General features: G+C 59.6%; 13 protein-coding genes. 4 read left to right on the forward strand and 9 right to left on the reverse strand.

Features of this window, described 5'->3' with window-relative positions; translation table 11 throughout:
- Window positions 1-39: 39 nt before the first annotated feature.
- From BMS17_RS09305 to xerD, 3 genes are all read right to left on the reverse strand, one after another.
- Window positions 40-1,344 (reverse strand): homoserine dehydrogenase, encoded by a 1,305-nt coding sequence (locus BMS17_RS09305; protein WP_046029043.1) that lies wholly within the window; start codon window positions 1,342-1,344, stop codon window positions 40-42.
- A 133-nt stretch (window positions 1,345-1,477) separates the two neighbouring features.
- Entirely contained in the window at window positions 1,478-2,209 is a 732-nt protein-coding gene (dsbC, locus tag BMS17_RS09310; RefSeq protein ID WP_046029041.1) for a bifunctional protein-disulfide isomerase/oxidoreductase DsbC, read from the reverse strand.
- Between the two features lie 305 nt (window positions 2,210-2,514).
- The gene (gene xerD, locus BMS17_RS09315; RefSeq protein ID WP_046029039.1) at window positions 2,515-3,411 is read right to left on the reverse strand and encodes a site-specific tyrosine recombinase XerD; all 897 of its coding nucleotides are present in this window, start codon (window positions 3,409-3,411) and stop codon (window positions 2,515-2,517) included.
- A 105-nt stretch (window positions 3,412-3,516) separates the two neighbouring features.
- Between xerD and BMS17_RS09320 the strand changes: the two genes are divergently transcribed.
- Window positions 3,517-5,325 carry a sodium:proton antiporter gene (locus BMS17_RS09320; protein ID WP_077430818.1) on the forward strand — a complete coding sequence of 603 codons (1,809 nt, stop codon included), beginning with the start codon at window positions 3,517-3,519 and terminating at the stop codon, window positions 5,323-5,325.
- Window positions 5,326-5,386: 61 nt separating this feature from the next.
- Here the strand turns inward: BMS17_RS09320 and rplS are convergent, their stop codons facing one another.
- From rplS to ffh, 5 genes are all read right to left on the reverse strand, one after another.
- Window positions 5,387-5,737, reverse strand: coding sequence for a 50S ribosomal protein L19 (gene rplS, locus BMS17_RS09325; RefSeq protein ID WP_030139558.1), 351 nt, complete (start codon window positions 5,735-5,737; stop codon window positions 5,387-5,389).
- A 45-nt stretch (window positions 5,738-5,782) separates the two neighbouring features.
- The gene (trmD, locus tag BMS17_RS09330) at window positions 5,783-6,535 is read right to left on the reverse strand and encodes a tRNA (guanosine(37)-N1)-methyltransferase TrmD (RefSeq protein WP_010463006.1); all 753 of its coding nucleotides are present in this window, start codon (window positions 6,533-6,535) and stop codon (window positions 5,783-5,785) included.
- Window positions 6,536-6,537: 2 nt separating this feature from the next.
- Window positions 6,538-7,074: a ribosome maturation factor RimM gene (rimM, locus tag BMS17_RS09335; protein ID WP_046029032.1), complete on the reverse strand. Its 537-nt coding sequence runs from the start codon at window positions 7,072-7,074 to the stop codon at window positions 6,538-6,540.
- 5 nt (window positions 7,075-7,079) lie between these two features.
- A complete protein-coding gene (rpsP, locus tag BMS17_RS09340) occupies window positions 7,080-7,331 on the reverse strand; it encodes a 30S ribosomal protein S16 (protein WP_003198088.1) in 252 nt (83 codons plus the stop codon).
- A 250-nt stretch (window positions 7,332-7,581) separates the two neighbouring features.
- Complete coding sequence (ffh, locus tag BMS17_RS09345) at window positions 7,582-8,958, reverse strand: signal recognition particle protein (RefSeq protein ID WP_034149000.1); 1,377 nt, start codon at window positions 8,956-8,958, stop codon at window positions 7,582-7,584.
- A gap of 195 nt (window positions 8,959-9,153) precedes the next feature.
- On the opposite strand from ffh, the gene BMS17_RS09350 reads away from it, so the two are divergent.
- The 3 genes from BMS17_RS09350 to BMS17_RS09360 all read left to right on the forward strand — a co-directional run bounded on the left by BMS17_RS09350 (window position 9,154) and on the right by BMS17_RS09360 (window position 12,840).
- The gene (locus tag BMS17_RS09350; RefSeq protein ID WP_046029026.1) at window positions 9,154-9,966 is read left to right on the forward strand and encodes an inner membrane protein YpjD; all 813 of its coding nucleotides are present in this window, start codon (window positions 9,154-9,156) and stop codon (window positions 9,964-9,966) included.
- Between the two features lie 12 nt (window positions 9,967-9,978).
- On the forward strand, window positions 9,979-11,214 hold the full coding sequence (locus tag BMS17_RS09355) for a transporter associated domain-containing protein (RefSeq protein WP_046029025.1): 1,236 nt from the start codon (window positions 9,979-9,981) through the stop codon (window positions 11,212-11,214).
- A 309-nt stretch (window positions 11,215-11,523) separates the two neighbouring features.
- Complete coding sequence (locus BMS17_RS09360) at window positions 11,524-12,840, forward strand: MFS transporter (RefSeq protein WP_077430819.1); 1,317 nt, start codon at window positions 11,524-11,526, stop codon at window positions 12,838-12,840.
- Window positions 12,841-12,959: 119 nt separating this feature from the next.
- Here BMS17_RS09360 and purT read toward each other — a convergent pair whose 3' ends face one another.
- Window positions 12,960-14,141 (reverse strand): formate-dependent phosphoribosylglycinamide formyltransferase, encoded by a 1,182-nt coding sequence (gene purT / locus BMS17_RS09365; RefSeq protein WP_046029021.1) that lies wholly within the window; start codon window positions 14,139-14,141, stop codon window positions 12,960-12,962.
- Window positions 14,142-14,230: the final 89 nt, after the last annotated feature.

Genomic DNA, 14,230 nt, shown 5'->3' on the forward strand with positions numbered 1-14,230 from the left:
GTGCCGGGCCCGCAAGCGAGCCCGGTCAACGATATCGGCTTAGTTCAGGTGCTCGACGCGGATCCGTACAACCGGACCGACGACGCCCGCCAGGGCTTCGAGAGCGGCGATCGCATCGTTGATGTGCTGTTCCAGCACGCGATGGGTCAGCAGGATCATCGGCACCAGGCCGTCGTGTTCCTCGGCTTCCTTCTGCATGATCGACTCGATGTTGATGCCGCGCTCCGACAGGATGCTCGCCACCTGGGCCAACACGCCCGGATGGTCCTTGGCCTGAATGCGCAGGTAGTAGGCGCTTTCGCAGGCTTCGATCGGCAGGATCGGGTGAGCCGACAGCGAGTCCGGCTGGAAGGCCAGGTGCGGCACACGGTTTTCCGGGTCGGACGTCATGGCGCGAACCACGTCCACCAGGTCAGCGATCACGGACGAAGCCGTTGGCTCCATGCCGGCGCCAGCACCGTAGAACAAGGTCGAACCGGCAGCGTCGCCGTTGACCATGACCGCGTTCATCACGCCGTTGACGTTGGCGATCAGGCGATCAGCCGGGATCAGCGTCGGGTGTACGCGCAGTTCGATACCGCTGGCGGTGCTGCGTGCAACGCCCAGGTGCTTGATGCGGTAGCCCAGCGCTTCGGCATAGTTCACGTCAGCAGTGGTCAGCTTGGTGATGCCTTCGGTGTAAGCCTTGTCGAACTGCAGCGGGATACCGAACGCGATGGACGCCAGGATCGTCAGCTTGTGGGCTGCGTCGATGCCTTCAACGTCGAACGTCGGGTCAGCTTCGGCGTAACCCAGGGCTTGCGCCTCGGCCAGCACGTCTTCGAAGGTGCGACCCTTCTCGCGCATTTCGGTGAGGATGAAGTTGCCGGTGCCATTGATGATCCCGGCGACCCAGTTGATACGGTTGGCGGACAGGCCTTCACGGATCGCCTTGATCACCGGAATGCCACCGGCCACCGCCGCTTCGAACGCCACGATCACGCCTTTCTCGCGTGCCTTGGCAAAAATTTCATTACCGTGAACGGCAATCAATGCCTTATTCGCGGTGACCACATGCTTGCCATTCTCGATGGCCTTGAGTACCAGCTCGCGGGCAACGGTATAGCCGCCCATCAGCTCTATAACGATGTCGATCTCAGGGTTCGTGGCCACTTCGAAGACATCGTTGGTAATCGCAATACCGGTCGTCTGGAACTGAGGCTTTGGCGTGCGCATGGCAATTTGTGCCACTTCGATTCCACGCCCGGCACGACGAGCAATTTCCTCGGCGTTGCGCTGAAGTACGTTGAAGGTACCGCCACCGACGGTTCCTAACCCACAGATGCCTACTTTGACCGGTTTCACTGTGAACTCCCCATAAAACGGCCGACGCAAGGTCGGCCGTGAAAACAACCGCGTGCTCGCGGTTCTCTATTAATGGCCCGGCGATGTGGCTGCCGGACCATGATCGTCAATGGCTGACCGTGACGATGCGAATTTACTTCGCGCCCAGTGCCAGTTTGGCGACTTGTGGCGCCGGCTGGTAGCCCGGAATGACCTGACCGTCGGCCAAAACGATGGCCGGTGTACCGTTCACGCCGATCGACTGACCGAGGGCGAACTGCTTGGAAACCGGGTTATCGCACTTGGCGGCCTTGATTTCCTTGCCATCGACCATTTTGTCCATGGCCGCTTTCTTGTCCTTGGAGCACCAGACCGCTTGCAGCTGTTCGTCACCCGGCGAACCCAGGCCCTGGCGTGGGAACGCAACGTAGCGCACTTCAATGCCGCGCTTGTTCAGCTCAGGCACTTCGGCGTGCAGTTTGTGGCAGTACGGGCAGGTGGTGTCGGTAAATACGGTGATGTGCGACTTGGTTTCGCCAATGGCCGGGTAGACCACGGTTTCAGCCACAGGAATGTCGTTGACCAGTTTGGAAATACCCAGGCGCTCGGTCTTCTCGGTCAGGTTGACCGGTTTGCCATCCTTGAGCTGGAACAGGTAGCCCTGAACGACATACTGGCCGTCGGCGCTGGCATACAGCACACGGCTGCCCTTGAGTTTGACTTCGTACATCCCTGGCAACGGGCTGGCCGTAATGGTTTCGACGGGCACGTCGAGCTGGAGGTTTTCCAGGCTTTTACGAATGGCTTTGTCGGCCGCGTCATCGGCGACGGCAAAGGTGCTGACCAACGCAATGGCGGCGGCGGCGAAAATCTGGGTCAGACGCATGAGAACTCCTGAAGGCGGACAAATGGGACGATCAGAACGCCCGTGCCGAAACACCGGGTCATAAACGCCCATCGTGCAAACCGGCAAAGCCTACCACATAAGGTCCGTGTGGCCGAATGCGCCTGTCGTAAGTCATCTCACTCACCGTGCACGACGCTTTTATGTAGCAGCTGGCGAAGCCTGCGTTCGACTGCGCAGCAGTCGTTAAATCAGACACAGAGGTGTATCAGTTAAACCGCGGGCTCAGGGTTTACGGCTGCTGCGCAGTCGAACGCAGGCTTCGCCAGCGGCTACACAGTCCTGTGTTAACCGCGCGGGTGATGTTTGGCGTGCAGGTCTTGCAAGCGCGCCCGGGCTACATGAGTGTAGATCTGGGTGGTGGACAAATCGCTGTGGCCCAGCAGCATTTGCACCACCCGCAAGTCAGCACCATGGTTGAGCAGGTGCGTGGCGAAGGCATGGCGCAACGTGTGCGGCGACAGCGACTTGCCGATCCCGGCGACCTTGGCCTGGTGCTTGATGCGGTGCCAGAAGGTCTGGCGGGTCATTTGCTCGCCGCGCAGACTCGGGAACAGCACATCGCTGGGGCGCCCGCCGAGCAGTTCGCCACGGGCATCGCGCATGTAGCGCTCAACCCAGACAATCGCTTCCTCCCCCATCGGCACCAATCGTTCCTTGCTGCCCTTGCCCATCACCCGCAACACGCCTTGACGCAAGTTGACTTGCTCCAGGGTCAGGCTGATCAACTCGGTCACCCGCAAGCCACAGGCATACAGCACTTCGAGCATGGCGCGGTCACGCTGGCCGATCGCTTCGCTCAAGTCCGGCGCCTTGAGCAAGGCTTCAACGTCGGCTTCCGACAGGGATTTAGGCAAAGGCCTGCCCAACTGAGGCATGTCGACGCGCAAGGTCGGATCGACAGCGATCAACTTTTCCCGCAGCAGATAGCGATAAAAGCCACGCACACCCGAGAGAAATCGCGCGGTGGAACGGGGTTTGTAGTTCTGCTCCAAGCGCCAGGCCAGATGATCGAGGATCAGCTCACGACCGGCGTTGATCAGCTCCAGATCCTTCTCCTGCAGCCAACCGTTGAACAGGGCCAGGTCGCTGCGATAAGCATCGCGGGTATTGTCGGAAAGACCTTTCTCCAGCCACAGGGCGTCGAGAAACTGGTCTATCAGCGGATGATCGATAGCAGGCATGGGCGCTCTAGGCACACAGTCTCGGGACTGCGCGCGAAAAAAGGTGAACTGTAAAAATGGCCGCTAGTCTTTCATAGCCCGCCACTTCAAGGAACAGGAGCTTCAATGAGCGAACAGCAGATTCTGTTGGTTTTTGGCGGTATCGGTGCGGCAGCGTTGGGCTGCCAATGGTTGGCCTGGCGCCTCAAGTTACCGGCGATTCTGTTTCTATTGTTGACCGGGATTCTGGTCGGGCCGGTTCTGGGTCTGCTCGACCCGCTGGAAATGTTCGGACCATTGCTGATGCCGCTGGTATCGCTGGCGGTGGCACTGATCCTGTTTGAAGGCAGCCTGACCCTGCACCTTTCAGAATGGCGCGAGATTGGCAGCGTGGTGCATCGACTGGTCACCATCGGCGCGCTCTCGACCTGGGTGGTCATCGCCGTCGCGACCCATTACTTGCTGGGTTTCGACTGGTTGCTCGCCATACTCTTCGGCAGCCTGACGCTGGTCACCGGGCCCACGGTGATCGTGCCGATGTTGCGCGTAGTGCGGCCGAAAGCCTCGATCGCCAACATCCTGCGCTGGGAAGGCATCGTCATCGACCCGATTGGTGCCCTGCTCGCCGTGGTGGTTTACAGCTTTATCATCGCCCGCGCCTCGGGTGATGGCTGGAGCCAAAGCCTGCTGACTTTCGGTGGCGTGATTGTGTGCGGCAGCTTATGCGGGATCGCCGGGGGCTGGGTGCTCGGCACGATCATCCGACGCCAATGGCTGCCCGAATACCTGCACAACCTGGCAGCGCTCGCGGCGGTGTTGGGGATTTTCATTGCGGCCAATGAAGTCATGAACGAATCCGGATTGCTGGCGGTGACGTTGATGGGGATGTGGCTGGCCAACATGAAGGGCGTGGATGTGCGCGACATCCTGCACTTCAAGGAGAACCTCAGTGTGCTGCTGATCTCCGGGCTATTCATTCTGCTGGCCGCGCGGCTGGACTTGAACGCCTTGATTGCACTGGGGCCGCTGGTGCTGATTCTGCTGCTGATCATTCAGTTGATTGCCCGGCCATTGAACGTGATGCTTTCCACGGCGGGTTCAAGCCTGAGCTGGCGTGAACGTGCGCTGCTGGCCTGGATCGCACCGAGAGGGATTGTGGCGGCGGCGGTCTCGGCGATTTTCGCGATTCGTCTGGATGAAGCCGGCCATGAAGGTGCCTTGCTGCTGGTGCCGCTGACGTTTGCTGTGATCATCGGCACGGTGGTACTGCAAAGTGCCACGGCTCGACCGTTAGCCCGGTTATTGAAAGTCGCTGAACCAGCGCCCAGCGGCTTCCTCATCGTCGGCGCCAACGGCCCGGCGCGAACCGTGGGCAAAGCCTTGCAACAACTGGGCAGTCGAGTACTGCTGACGGATTCAAGTTGGGAGAACATTCGGGCGGCGCGAATGGACGGTCTGCCCACCTACTTCGGCAATCCGGCATCACAGCATGCCGATGCTCATCTGGATCTGGTTGGCCTGGGGCATTTGCTGACCCTGTCACCTTCGGGCGAATTGAACACGGTGGCGACCATGCGCTTTCGTCATGACTTTGGTCATCAGCGCATGTTCGGCGTAGCCAGCGGCCAGGACAGCCGCCGCACCGACAAGCATCGGGCGAGCCGCAAGCATCGTGGGCGCTTGCTCGGCAGCGAGGGAATGACCTACGGCAAACTGGCCAGTCTGCTCAGCCAGGGCGCCGAGCTCTACAGCACGCATCTGACAGAGGAATTTGATTTGGAAGACTACCGGGAACTGCACGGGGATCGGGCAACGTTGTTGTTCATCCGCGATGCCAGCGGATGGGTGCATGTGGTGACGCCTGGCAGTTCGCTGAAACCTTCGGCGGGGTGGACGCTGCTCGCGCTGATTCAGCCAGACACCGTCTGCGCCTGAGAAATCGCAGGCAACAAAAAAGCAGCCCGCAGGCTGCTTTTTTTTGCATCGGAAGCTGGACTTAAGCCAGTTTTTCCTTGATGCGAGCTGCTTTACCGGACAGGTCACGCAGGTAGTACAGCTTGGCTTTACGTACGTCACCGCGACGTTTAACGGCCATGCTGTCGATTTGCGGGCTGTAGGTCTGGAAAGTACGCTCTACGCCAACACCGTTGGAGATTTTACGAACGGTGAATGCACTGTTTACGCCGCGGTTACGCTTGGCGATTACAACGCCTTCGAACGCTTGCAGACGTGCACGGTCGCCTTCCTTCACTTTCACCTGAACGACAATGGTGTCGCCCGGGGCAAAGGTAGGGATTTCTTTGGTCATCTGCTCTGCTTCGAGTGCAAGGATGATTTTGTTAGTCATGCTGTGCTCCTAAGGTAAATCAACGGATTTACCATCGATACGTTGTTAACTATCGTCCCGCTCGCGGATGTATTCCTCGAGCAGCTTCTTCTCTTCTCCAGAAAGCGAGCGGCTTTCCAGAAGATCGGCGCGTCGTTCAAAGGTCCTACCAAGGGACTGCTGTAAACGCCAACGCCGGATGTGCGCGTGATTGCCACTTAGCAATACGTCGGGAACACGCTGATCCGCATACACCTCCGGTCGGGTGTAGTGCGGGCAATCCAGCAAACCATCCGTAAAGGAATCTTCCTCGGCGGAGTCCGCATGCCCTAAAGCTCCAGGCAGCAGTCGTGTAACCGCATCGATCAGGACCATCGCCGGCAGCTCGCCGCCAGACAGTACATAGTCGCCAATCGACCACTCTTCATCGACATGAGCTTCAATAAAACGCTCGTCAATGCCTTCATAGCGGCCGGCAATCAGGATCAATGCATCCAGATTCGCCAACTCGCGCACCGCCGACTGAGTCAGTTGACGGCCTTGGGGGGACAGGTAAATTACCTTCGCCGCCTCCCCGGCTGCTGCCTTGGCCTGAACCAGTGCATCTTCCAGGGGCTTGATCTTCATCACCATGCCCGGACCACCGCCAAATGGGCGATCATCCACAGTGTGATGTCGATCCGTCGTGTAGTCTCGCGGATTCCAACAGGTGAGCTGCAACAGCCCCTGTTTCACCGCCCGACTGGTGATGCCGTACTCGCTGATGGCGGAGAACATCTCGGGAAACAAACTGATCACTTCTACGCGCAAGTTAGCCACGCTTAGAAATCCGCGTCCCAATCCACCTTCATCTCGCCTGCGGCCAGGTCGACAGCCAACACGCATTGCTCCGTATAGGGCAACAGACGTTCGCGATCATCCAGGCTGCCAGCGCAAGGCTTGACCACCATGACATCGTTCGAGCCAGTCTCTAACAGGTGATCGATCTTCCCGAACAATTGCCCGAGTGTGTCGATAACCTTGAGACCTTCCAGCTGGTACCAGTAGTACTCGCCGTCGGTCAGTTCAGGGAACAGGTTGCGCGGCACGCAGATCTCATAACCGGCCAGAAGACGAGCTTCTTCGCGATCATCGAGATCCTTGAGCTTTGCGACCAGGAATTTGTCATTCCCGCGTCCGCTGACCAGCTCTACCTGCTTTACATTACCGTCACGCTTGAGCGTCCAGGTTTTGTATTCCAGCAGGTTTTTAATTGGATCAGTAAAGGAGTACACCTTCACTTCGCCGCGAACGCCATGAACAGAATAAATTTTGCCAATAACGATCAAATCATCGGCAACAACTGGCGTCGCGTTCATATTGCTCAGGCCGCAGCCTTAGCAGATTCCTTCAACAACTGAGCAACACGCTCAGAAGGTTGTGCACCAACGCTCAGCCAGTAGGCTACGCGCTCTTGGTTCACGGACAGACGGACTTCTTGACCACGAGCAACAGGGTTGAAGAAACCAACCTGTTCCTTGTGCGAACCGTCGCGCGGGTTGCGGCTGTCGGTTACGGTCAAGTGGTAAAACGGGCGCTTTTTGGAGCCGCCAAGGGCAAGACGGATTGTTAGCATGTGAACATCGTTCCTGTAGTCGGTGCTGCAAATCTAAAGGCACAGCGGGCATAGGTGCCCGAAAGGCCGCATATTCTAAGGAATATCCGGACTTTTGCAAATGACTTTTTCCGGCGGCCTATCGGACGCCATCCAGATTTGCTATAGAGCCGTCGTTGAAAACGGCCGGTCAGCTCCCGCCAAGTGCGGGTTTGCTGGAGATCCCGCATCCTTGCGGGTCTGCGCCGGTGCGATGACCGGCGCGGATTCTTTACATCTTCGGCATGCCGCCGCCGGGCAACATACCGCCCATGCCGCGCATCATTTTGGCCATTCCGCCTTTCGCGGAGAATTTCTTCATCATCTTCTGCATCTGCTTGTGCTGCTTGATCAAGCGACCGATGTCCTGCACCTGAGTGCCGGAACCCATGGCGATCCGGCGTTTGCGCGAACCACTGATCATCTCAGGGTCGCGGCGCTCGGCCGGGGTCATGGAGTTGATGATGGCTTCCATCTGCTTGAATTGCTTCTCTGCCGCACCCTGGGCGTTGCCCATCTGCGCCAGATTCACGCCGCCCATGTTCGGCAGCTTGTCCATGAGCCCGCCAAGGCCGCCCATGTTCTTCATTTGTTGCAACTGATCGCGGAAGTCTTCGAGGTCGAAGCCCTTACCCTTCTTCAGTTTCTTGGCCAGTTTGTCGGCCTTGTCCTTGTCGAGGGTCGCTTCGGCCTGTTCGATCAGGCTGAGCACGTCGCCCATGCCGAGGATGCGTGAAGCAATACGCTCAGGGTGGAACGGATCGAGCGCTTCGCTCTTCTCGCCCATACCGATGAACTTGATCGGCTTGCCGGTGATGGCGCGAACCGACAGGGCGGCACCGCCACGGGCATCGCCGTCGACCTTGGTCAGGATCACACCGGTCAGCGGCAGCGCATCGCCGAAGGCCTTGGCCGTGTTGGCGGCATCCTGGCCGGTCATGGCGTCAACCACGAACAGGGTTTCAACCGGGTTGATCGCGGCGTGCAGCGCCTTGATCTCGCCCATCATCTCTTCGTCGATGTGCAGGCGACCGGCGGTATCGACGATAACCACATCAATGAACTTAAGCTTTGCTTCTTTTATAGCCGCTTGCGCGATGTCGACCGGCTTCTGGCTCAGGTCGGACGGGAAGAAGGTAACGCCGACTTCACCCGCGAGCATTTCCAGCTGCTTGATCGCCGCCGGACGGTAAACGTCCGCGGACACGACCATGACCGACTTCTTCTTGCGCTCCTTTAGGAAGCGCGCAAGTTTGCCGGCGGTGGTGGTTTTACCCGCGCCCTGCAAGCCGGCCATCAGGATCACGGCGGGTGGAACGGCGCTCAGGTTCAGGTCTTCGTTGGCTGCGCCCATCAGGCTTTCGAGCTCGGCCTGGACGATCTTCACAAAGGCCTGGCCCGGCGTCAGGCTGCGCGACACCTCGGTGCCGACAGCGCGCTCCTTGACCGAGTTGACGAAGTCTTTGACCACGGGCAAGGCGACGTCAGCTTCGAGCAACGCCATGCGCACTTCACGCAGGGTGTCTTTGATGTTGTCTTCGGTCAGCTTGGCCTTGCCGGTGACATGGCGCAGCGTCTGCGAGAGACGGTCGGTTAAGTTTTCAAACATTGCGCGATCCTTTCAGGCCCTGTGTAGACCGGGATAATGGCGGCCCAGACCGGAATAAACATGTGCTCGGCGAGCCTGCGGCGTGGGCAGGTCGCGGATTATAGCGAAGACTGCGTCTGGCGGACACCTCGCACTTTCGTGCCGCGGGGGTTCTATGCCAAACTCAGCGCCTTTCGGGCCTGCCTAACAGGATTTATGCTCCCCTTGTCACCCAGTTTGCTTACTACCCTCGCCGCCGCCTGCTTATATGCCGCTGCGACTCTTTATCAGGGCTCTCGTCTGGCCACCGGCGCCAAGGCGAACAAGCGCCTGCTGGTCACGCTCGGCGTGCTGGCCGTCCTGGCTCACAGCGCCAGCCTGTTCACCCATCTGCTGACGCCGATCGGCCTGGGCCTGGATTTTTTCAGCGCCGCCAGCCTGATTGCCGCAGCGGTCATCGCACTGACCCTGCTGGCCTGTTCACGGATCCCGGTGGAAAACCTGCTTATATTGCTGTTCCCGCTGGGGGCCGCGACCGTGTTGCTGGCGCAGCTCGCCCCGGCCGGCACCGTACAGGTCATCGACGAAGAACCGGGCATCCTCGCCCATATTCTCTTGTCGATACTCGCTTACGGCATGTTTACCATTGCGGTGTTCCAGTCGTTGTTGCTGCTGGTTCAGGACCATCAGCTCAAGCACAAACATCCGTCAGGGCTGATCAAGAACTTCCCGCCGCTGCAAACCATGGAAAGCCTGCTGTTCGGTTTCCTGTGGGCTGGCTGGACCCTGCTATCGTTGTCGTTGATCTCCGGCTGGTTGTTTGTCGACAACCTGTTCGCCCAGCATCTGGTGCATAAAACCTTGCTGGCGTGCCTGGCCTGGGTTGTCTTCAGCGTGCTGTTGTGGGGCCGTAACCGCCTCGGTTGGCGCGGCCACAAGGCGATTCGCTGGACCCTCGCCGGTTTCTGCCTGCTGATGCTGGCGTATTTCGGCAGCAAGCTGGTTCGTGAATACATCCTGCATATCTGACGAGCGGCATTAATGGACGACTTGCCCATAGGGCCGATGCTCGCGGTATTGGCCCTGCTGATTTTATGGTCGGGGCTGTTTACCGCTATCGAAGTGGCACACCAGCATTTGCTGGCCCAGCGGACCGCATCGCGCTCGAGCGACAAACCGGTGGCGAAGCTGAGCTTTCCACTCAACAGCCTGATCTTCTGTAATACCCTGTGCCGCGCGCTGGTCATGGTCATCAGCACCTTGCTGGCGATCTTCACCTGGTCGGCCAATGGTCCGTGGGCTGCCTGCATCGGCGCCGGCGCCGCGCTGCTGATATTCGCTGACTACCTGCCACGCACCCTCGCCACTCGCTATCCGGACGCCGTGCTGAACCTGGGCAACACCTTGCTCGGCGCGCCCCTGAAAATCATCTACCCGCTCGCCTGGATGCTCAATGGCATCAGCCAGTTGCTGATGCGACCGTTCGCCCGCAAAGTCAAAGTGGTGCAGCAGAGCGAAGACGAAATGCCCACGGATCGCCATGACGATCAGGACCACGGCGTCTGCCGCCCGCATCCACTGTCCGGCATCCACGCGCTGGACAACATCACGGTCAACGACATTCTGGTGCCGCGCAGCGACGTCGACGGCATCAACCTCGACGACCCGATTGAAGAAATCATCGAGCAGTTGCGTCATAACAAGCGCACGCGCCTGCCGGTATTCCACAGCGATATCAACCAGGTCGAAGCCGTCCTCAACACCCGGCACATCCGTCACTTGCTAGGCGATGCAAGCTTGACCCTGGATGCGCTGATGGCGGCCAGCCACGACCCTTATTTCGTACCGGAAAGCACGCCGCTGCAGCTGCAGCTGCTGAATTTCCACAAGCAGCAGCGACGCTTGGGCATGGTGGTCGACGAGTACGGCGAAGTGCTCGGTATCGTGACCCTGGAAGACATTCTTGAAGAGATCGTCGGCGAGTTCGAAAGCCAACACAGCCTGAAGAATCCGCACATTCATCCACAGGCCGACGGGCGCCTGGTGATCGAAGGGGCGGCATCGATTCGCGAACTGAACAAGAGCCTGGGCTGGCATTTACCCAGCGATGGTCCAAAAACCCTTAACGGGTTGGTGACCGAGGCCCTGGAGACCATTCCGGACAGCGCCGTATGCCTGAAGATCGGACGCTATCGCCTGGAGATTCTGGAAACCGAAGATAACCGTGTCACGCGGGTGCTGATCTGGCATACCAGCTCAGTGCCAGCAATCCTCTAGCCTCAACCCCTGTAGCAGCTGCCGAAGGCTGCGTCCGGCTGCGCAGCAGTCGTAATACCGGACAATGCGGTGTTTCAGGGCGTCCGCGTGTACAGGGTTTACGACTGCTGCGTAGCCGGACGCAGCCTTCGGCAGCAGCTACAAGGATTTGCGCTTGTTTGATCGTTAGCAGCCTTCCTATAATCGAGTCGCTTACCCAAGCCCCGCCTTACTCCAGTGCTACCCGCACTCTGCGTTAAGCCCACATCCCTGGGTGTTCGACCATAATAATTCGCTCCACTGGGGCACATGACTGTCAGGGATAACCGCATGACGACCAGCACGACTTACACCCAAACCACACCTGCACAACCGACCAACTCCGCCACCCGCGTGGCCACCGCGAGTTTCATCGGTACCGCCATCGAGTTTTACGACTTCTACGTCTATGCCACGGCGGCCGCACTGGTGATCGGTCCGGTGTTCTTTCCGCAGACCTCCGGCACCGCGCAAATGCTGTCGGCATTCCTAACTTTCGGCATCGCCTTTCTTGCACGACCACTGGGCTCAGCGCTGTTCGGCCACTTCGGTGACCGTATCGGCCGAAAATCGACACTCGTTGCCTCGCTGCTGTTGATGGGCGTCTGCACCACGTTGATCGGCGTGTTGCCGGGCTACGACAGCATCGGTGCCTGGGCGCCGATCCTGCTTTGTGTGCTGCGCTTCGGCCAAGGCCTGGGACTGGGCGGCGAATGGGGGGGCGCGGCGTTGCTGGCGACCGAGAATGCCCCCAAGGGCAAACGCGCCTGGTTCGGCATGTTTCCGCAGCTTGGCCCTTCGATTGGCTTTCTGGCGGCGAACGGCCTGTTCCTGACACTGGCCATGACCCTGAACGACGAGCAATTCCGCTCGTGGGGCTGGCGCATTCCGTTCCTGCTCAGCGCCGCACTGGTCATGGTCGGCCTGTATGTGCGTCTCAAACTCCACGAAACCCCGGTGTTCGCCAATGCCATGGCCCGCCAGGAAAGGGTGAAGATCCCGCTGATCGAGTTGCTCAGCCAATACTGGGCGCCGATGCTGTTGGGTGCCGGCTCGATGGTCGTGTGCTACGCGCTGTTCTACATCTCGACCGTGTTTTCGCTGAGTTATGGCGTGTCGACCCTCGGCTATACCCGTGAAACCTTCCTCGCCTTGCTGTGCTTCGCAGTGCTGTTCATGGCGGCAGCCACCCCACTGTCGGCGTGGGCCAGCGACCGTTACGGACGCAAGCCAGTGCTGATCATCGGCGGTGTGCTGGCGATGCTGTCGGGGTTCTTGATGGAGCCGCTACTGACCCACGGTTCGACCTGGGGCGTGGCATTGTTCCTGTGCATCGAGCTGTTTCTGATGGGCGTGACGTTTGCGCCGATGGGTGCGCTGTTGCCTGAGCTGTTTCCGACTCACGTTCGCTACACCGGTGCATCGGCCGCGTACAACCTGGGCGGGATCGTCGGAGCCTCGGCGGCACCGTTCTTCGCACAGAAACTGGTGGCGATGGGGGGACTGAGTTATGTCGGCGGGTATGTGTCGGGGGCGGCGGTGCTGAGCTTGATTGCGGTGCTGTGCCTGAAGGAAACACGTCACAACGATTTGAATCGGGTGGCCTGATAGTCAGTCATCGTCGGAACGCCGCCCGGAGCAAGCCCGGCGCCCACAGGAACCGCATTCTTTCTGACGGAATGCGATCTCTGTGGGAGCCGGGCTTGCCCGCGATGGCCTCGCCTCGGTTACAGCTCTACAACAACAGCCTGAGAAGCACGAGTCGCCTTGGCGCGAGCCGCTTCAATCGACTCATCACGCGCCAACGCCACACCCATCCGGCGCTGACCGTTCACTTCTGGCTTGCCAAACAAACGCAACGCCGTGTCCGGCTCGCTCAACGCAGCACCCAGGTTAGCGAAAGCGGTCTGGGTCGACTGCCCTTCCACCAGAATCACCGCAGAAGCCGAAGGACCGAACTGACGGATCAATGGGACCGGCAGGCCCAGAATTGCCCGTGCGTGCAGCGCGAACTGCGACAGGTCCTGGGAAATCAAGGTGACGAGGCCCGTGTCATGCGGACGCGGCGACACTTCGCTGAACCACACCTGATCGCCTTTGATGAACAACTCGACGCCGAAAATCCCACGACCGCCCAAGGCTTCAGTCACGGCTTTGGCAACACGCTCGGACTCAGCCAGGGCAACCGGGCTCATGGCTTGTGGCTGCCAGGATTCCTGATAGTCGCCTTTCTCCTGACGGTGACCGACTGGCGCGCAGAACGTGGTGCCGCCCACATGACGCACGGTCAGCAGGGTAATTTCGTAGTCAAAGTCGATGAACCCTTCGATGATCACCCGACCTTTGCCGGCTCGACCGCCTTCTTGCGCGTAATCCCAAGCGGTCTTCACGTCATCAGCGCTACGCAGCAGGCTCTGGCCTTTACCCGACGAGCTCATGACCGGTTTGACCACACAAGGGAAACCGAGGTCTTCGACCGCTTTGCTGTAGTCCTCGAAGGTATCGGCGAAGTGGTACGGCGAAGTCGGCAGGTCCAGCTCTTCGGCGGCCAGGCGACGGATACCCTCGCGGTTCATGGTCAGCTGTGCAGCACGAGCGGTCGGGATCACGGTGAAGCCTTCGGCTTCCAGTTCGACCAGGGTGGCCGTGGCGATGGCTTCGATTTCCGGCACGATGAAGTGCGGCTTCTCGGCTTCGATCACTGCACGCAGGGCGGCGCCGTCGAGCATGTTGATCACATGGCTGCGATGGGCGACTTGCATGGCGGGTGCATTGGCGTAGCGATCCACGGCAATCACTTCAACGCCCAGGCGTTGCAGCTCGATCACCACTTCCTTGCCCAACTCACCACAGCCACACAGCAATACGCGGGTCGCGGTTGGCGACAATGGAGTTCCGATACGGGTCATCTCAGGTCCTCAAGAAGCGGATCATCGAGGGATGCGCCACGCGCTTCCCATGGGGAGAAAGCGCGGCATTTTACATGAACCAGAGGGTT

The organism is Pseudomonas sp. C9 (genome assembly GCF_002000165.1).
Lineage (GTDB): Bacteria > Pseudomonadota > Gammaproteobacteria > Pseudomonadales > Pseudomonadaceae > Aquipseudomonas.

Coding starts and splice junctions, on each gene's coding strand:
- BMS17_RS09360 (WP_077430819.1), top strand. CDS start 11,524: ATGACGACCAGCACGACTTACACCCAAACCACACCTGCACAACCGACC.
- BMS17_RS09350 (WP_046029026.1), top strand. CDS start 9,154: ATGCTCCCCTTGTCACCCAGTTTGCTTACTACCCTCGCCGCCGCCTGC.
- xerD (WP_046029039.1), bottom strand. CDS start 3,411: ATGCCTGCTATCGATCATCCGCTGATAGACCAGTTTCTCGACGCCCTG.
- dsbC (WP_046029041.1), bottom strand. CDS start 2,209: ATGCGTCTGACCCAGATTTTCGCCGCCGCCGCCATTGCGTTGGTCAGC.
- rimM (WP_046029032.1), bottom strand. CDS start 7,074: ATGAACGCGACGCCAGTTGTTGCCGATGATTTGATCGTTATTGGCAAA.
- BMS17_RS09320 (WP_077430818.1), top strand. CDS start 3,517: ATGAGCGAACAGCAGATTCTGTTGGTTTTTGGCGGTATCGGTGCGGCA.
- ffh (WP_034149000.1), bottom strand. CDS start 8,958: ATGTTTGAAAACTTAACCGACCGTCTCTCGCAGACGCTGCGCCATGTC.
- purT (WP_046029021.1), bottom strand. CDS start 14,141: ATGACCCGTATCGGAACTCCATTGTCGCCAACCGCGACCCGCGTATTG.
- rpsP (WP_003198088.1), bottom strand. CDS start 7,331: ATGCTAACAATCCGTCTTGCCCTTGGCGGCTCCAAAAAGCGCCCGTTT.
- rplS (WP_030139558.1), bottom strand. CDS start 5,737: ATGACTAACAAAATCATCCTTGCACTCGAAGCAGAGCAGATGACCAAA.
- BMS17_RS09355 (WP_046029025.1), top strand. CDS start 9,979: ATGGACGACTTGCCCATAGGGCCGATGCTCGCGGTATTGGCCCTGCTG.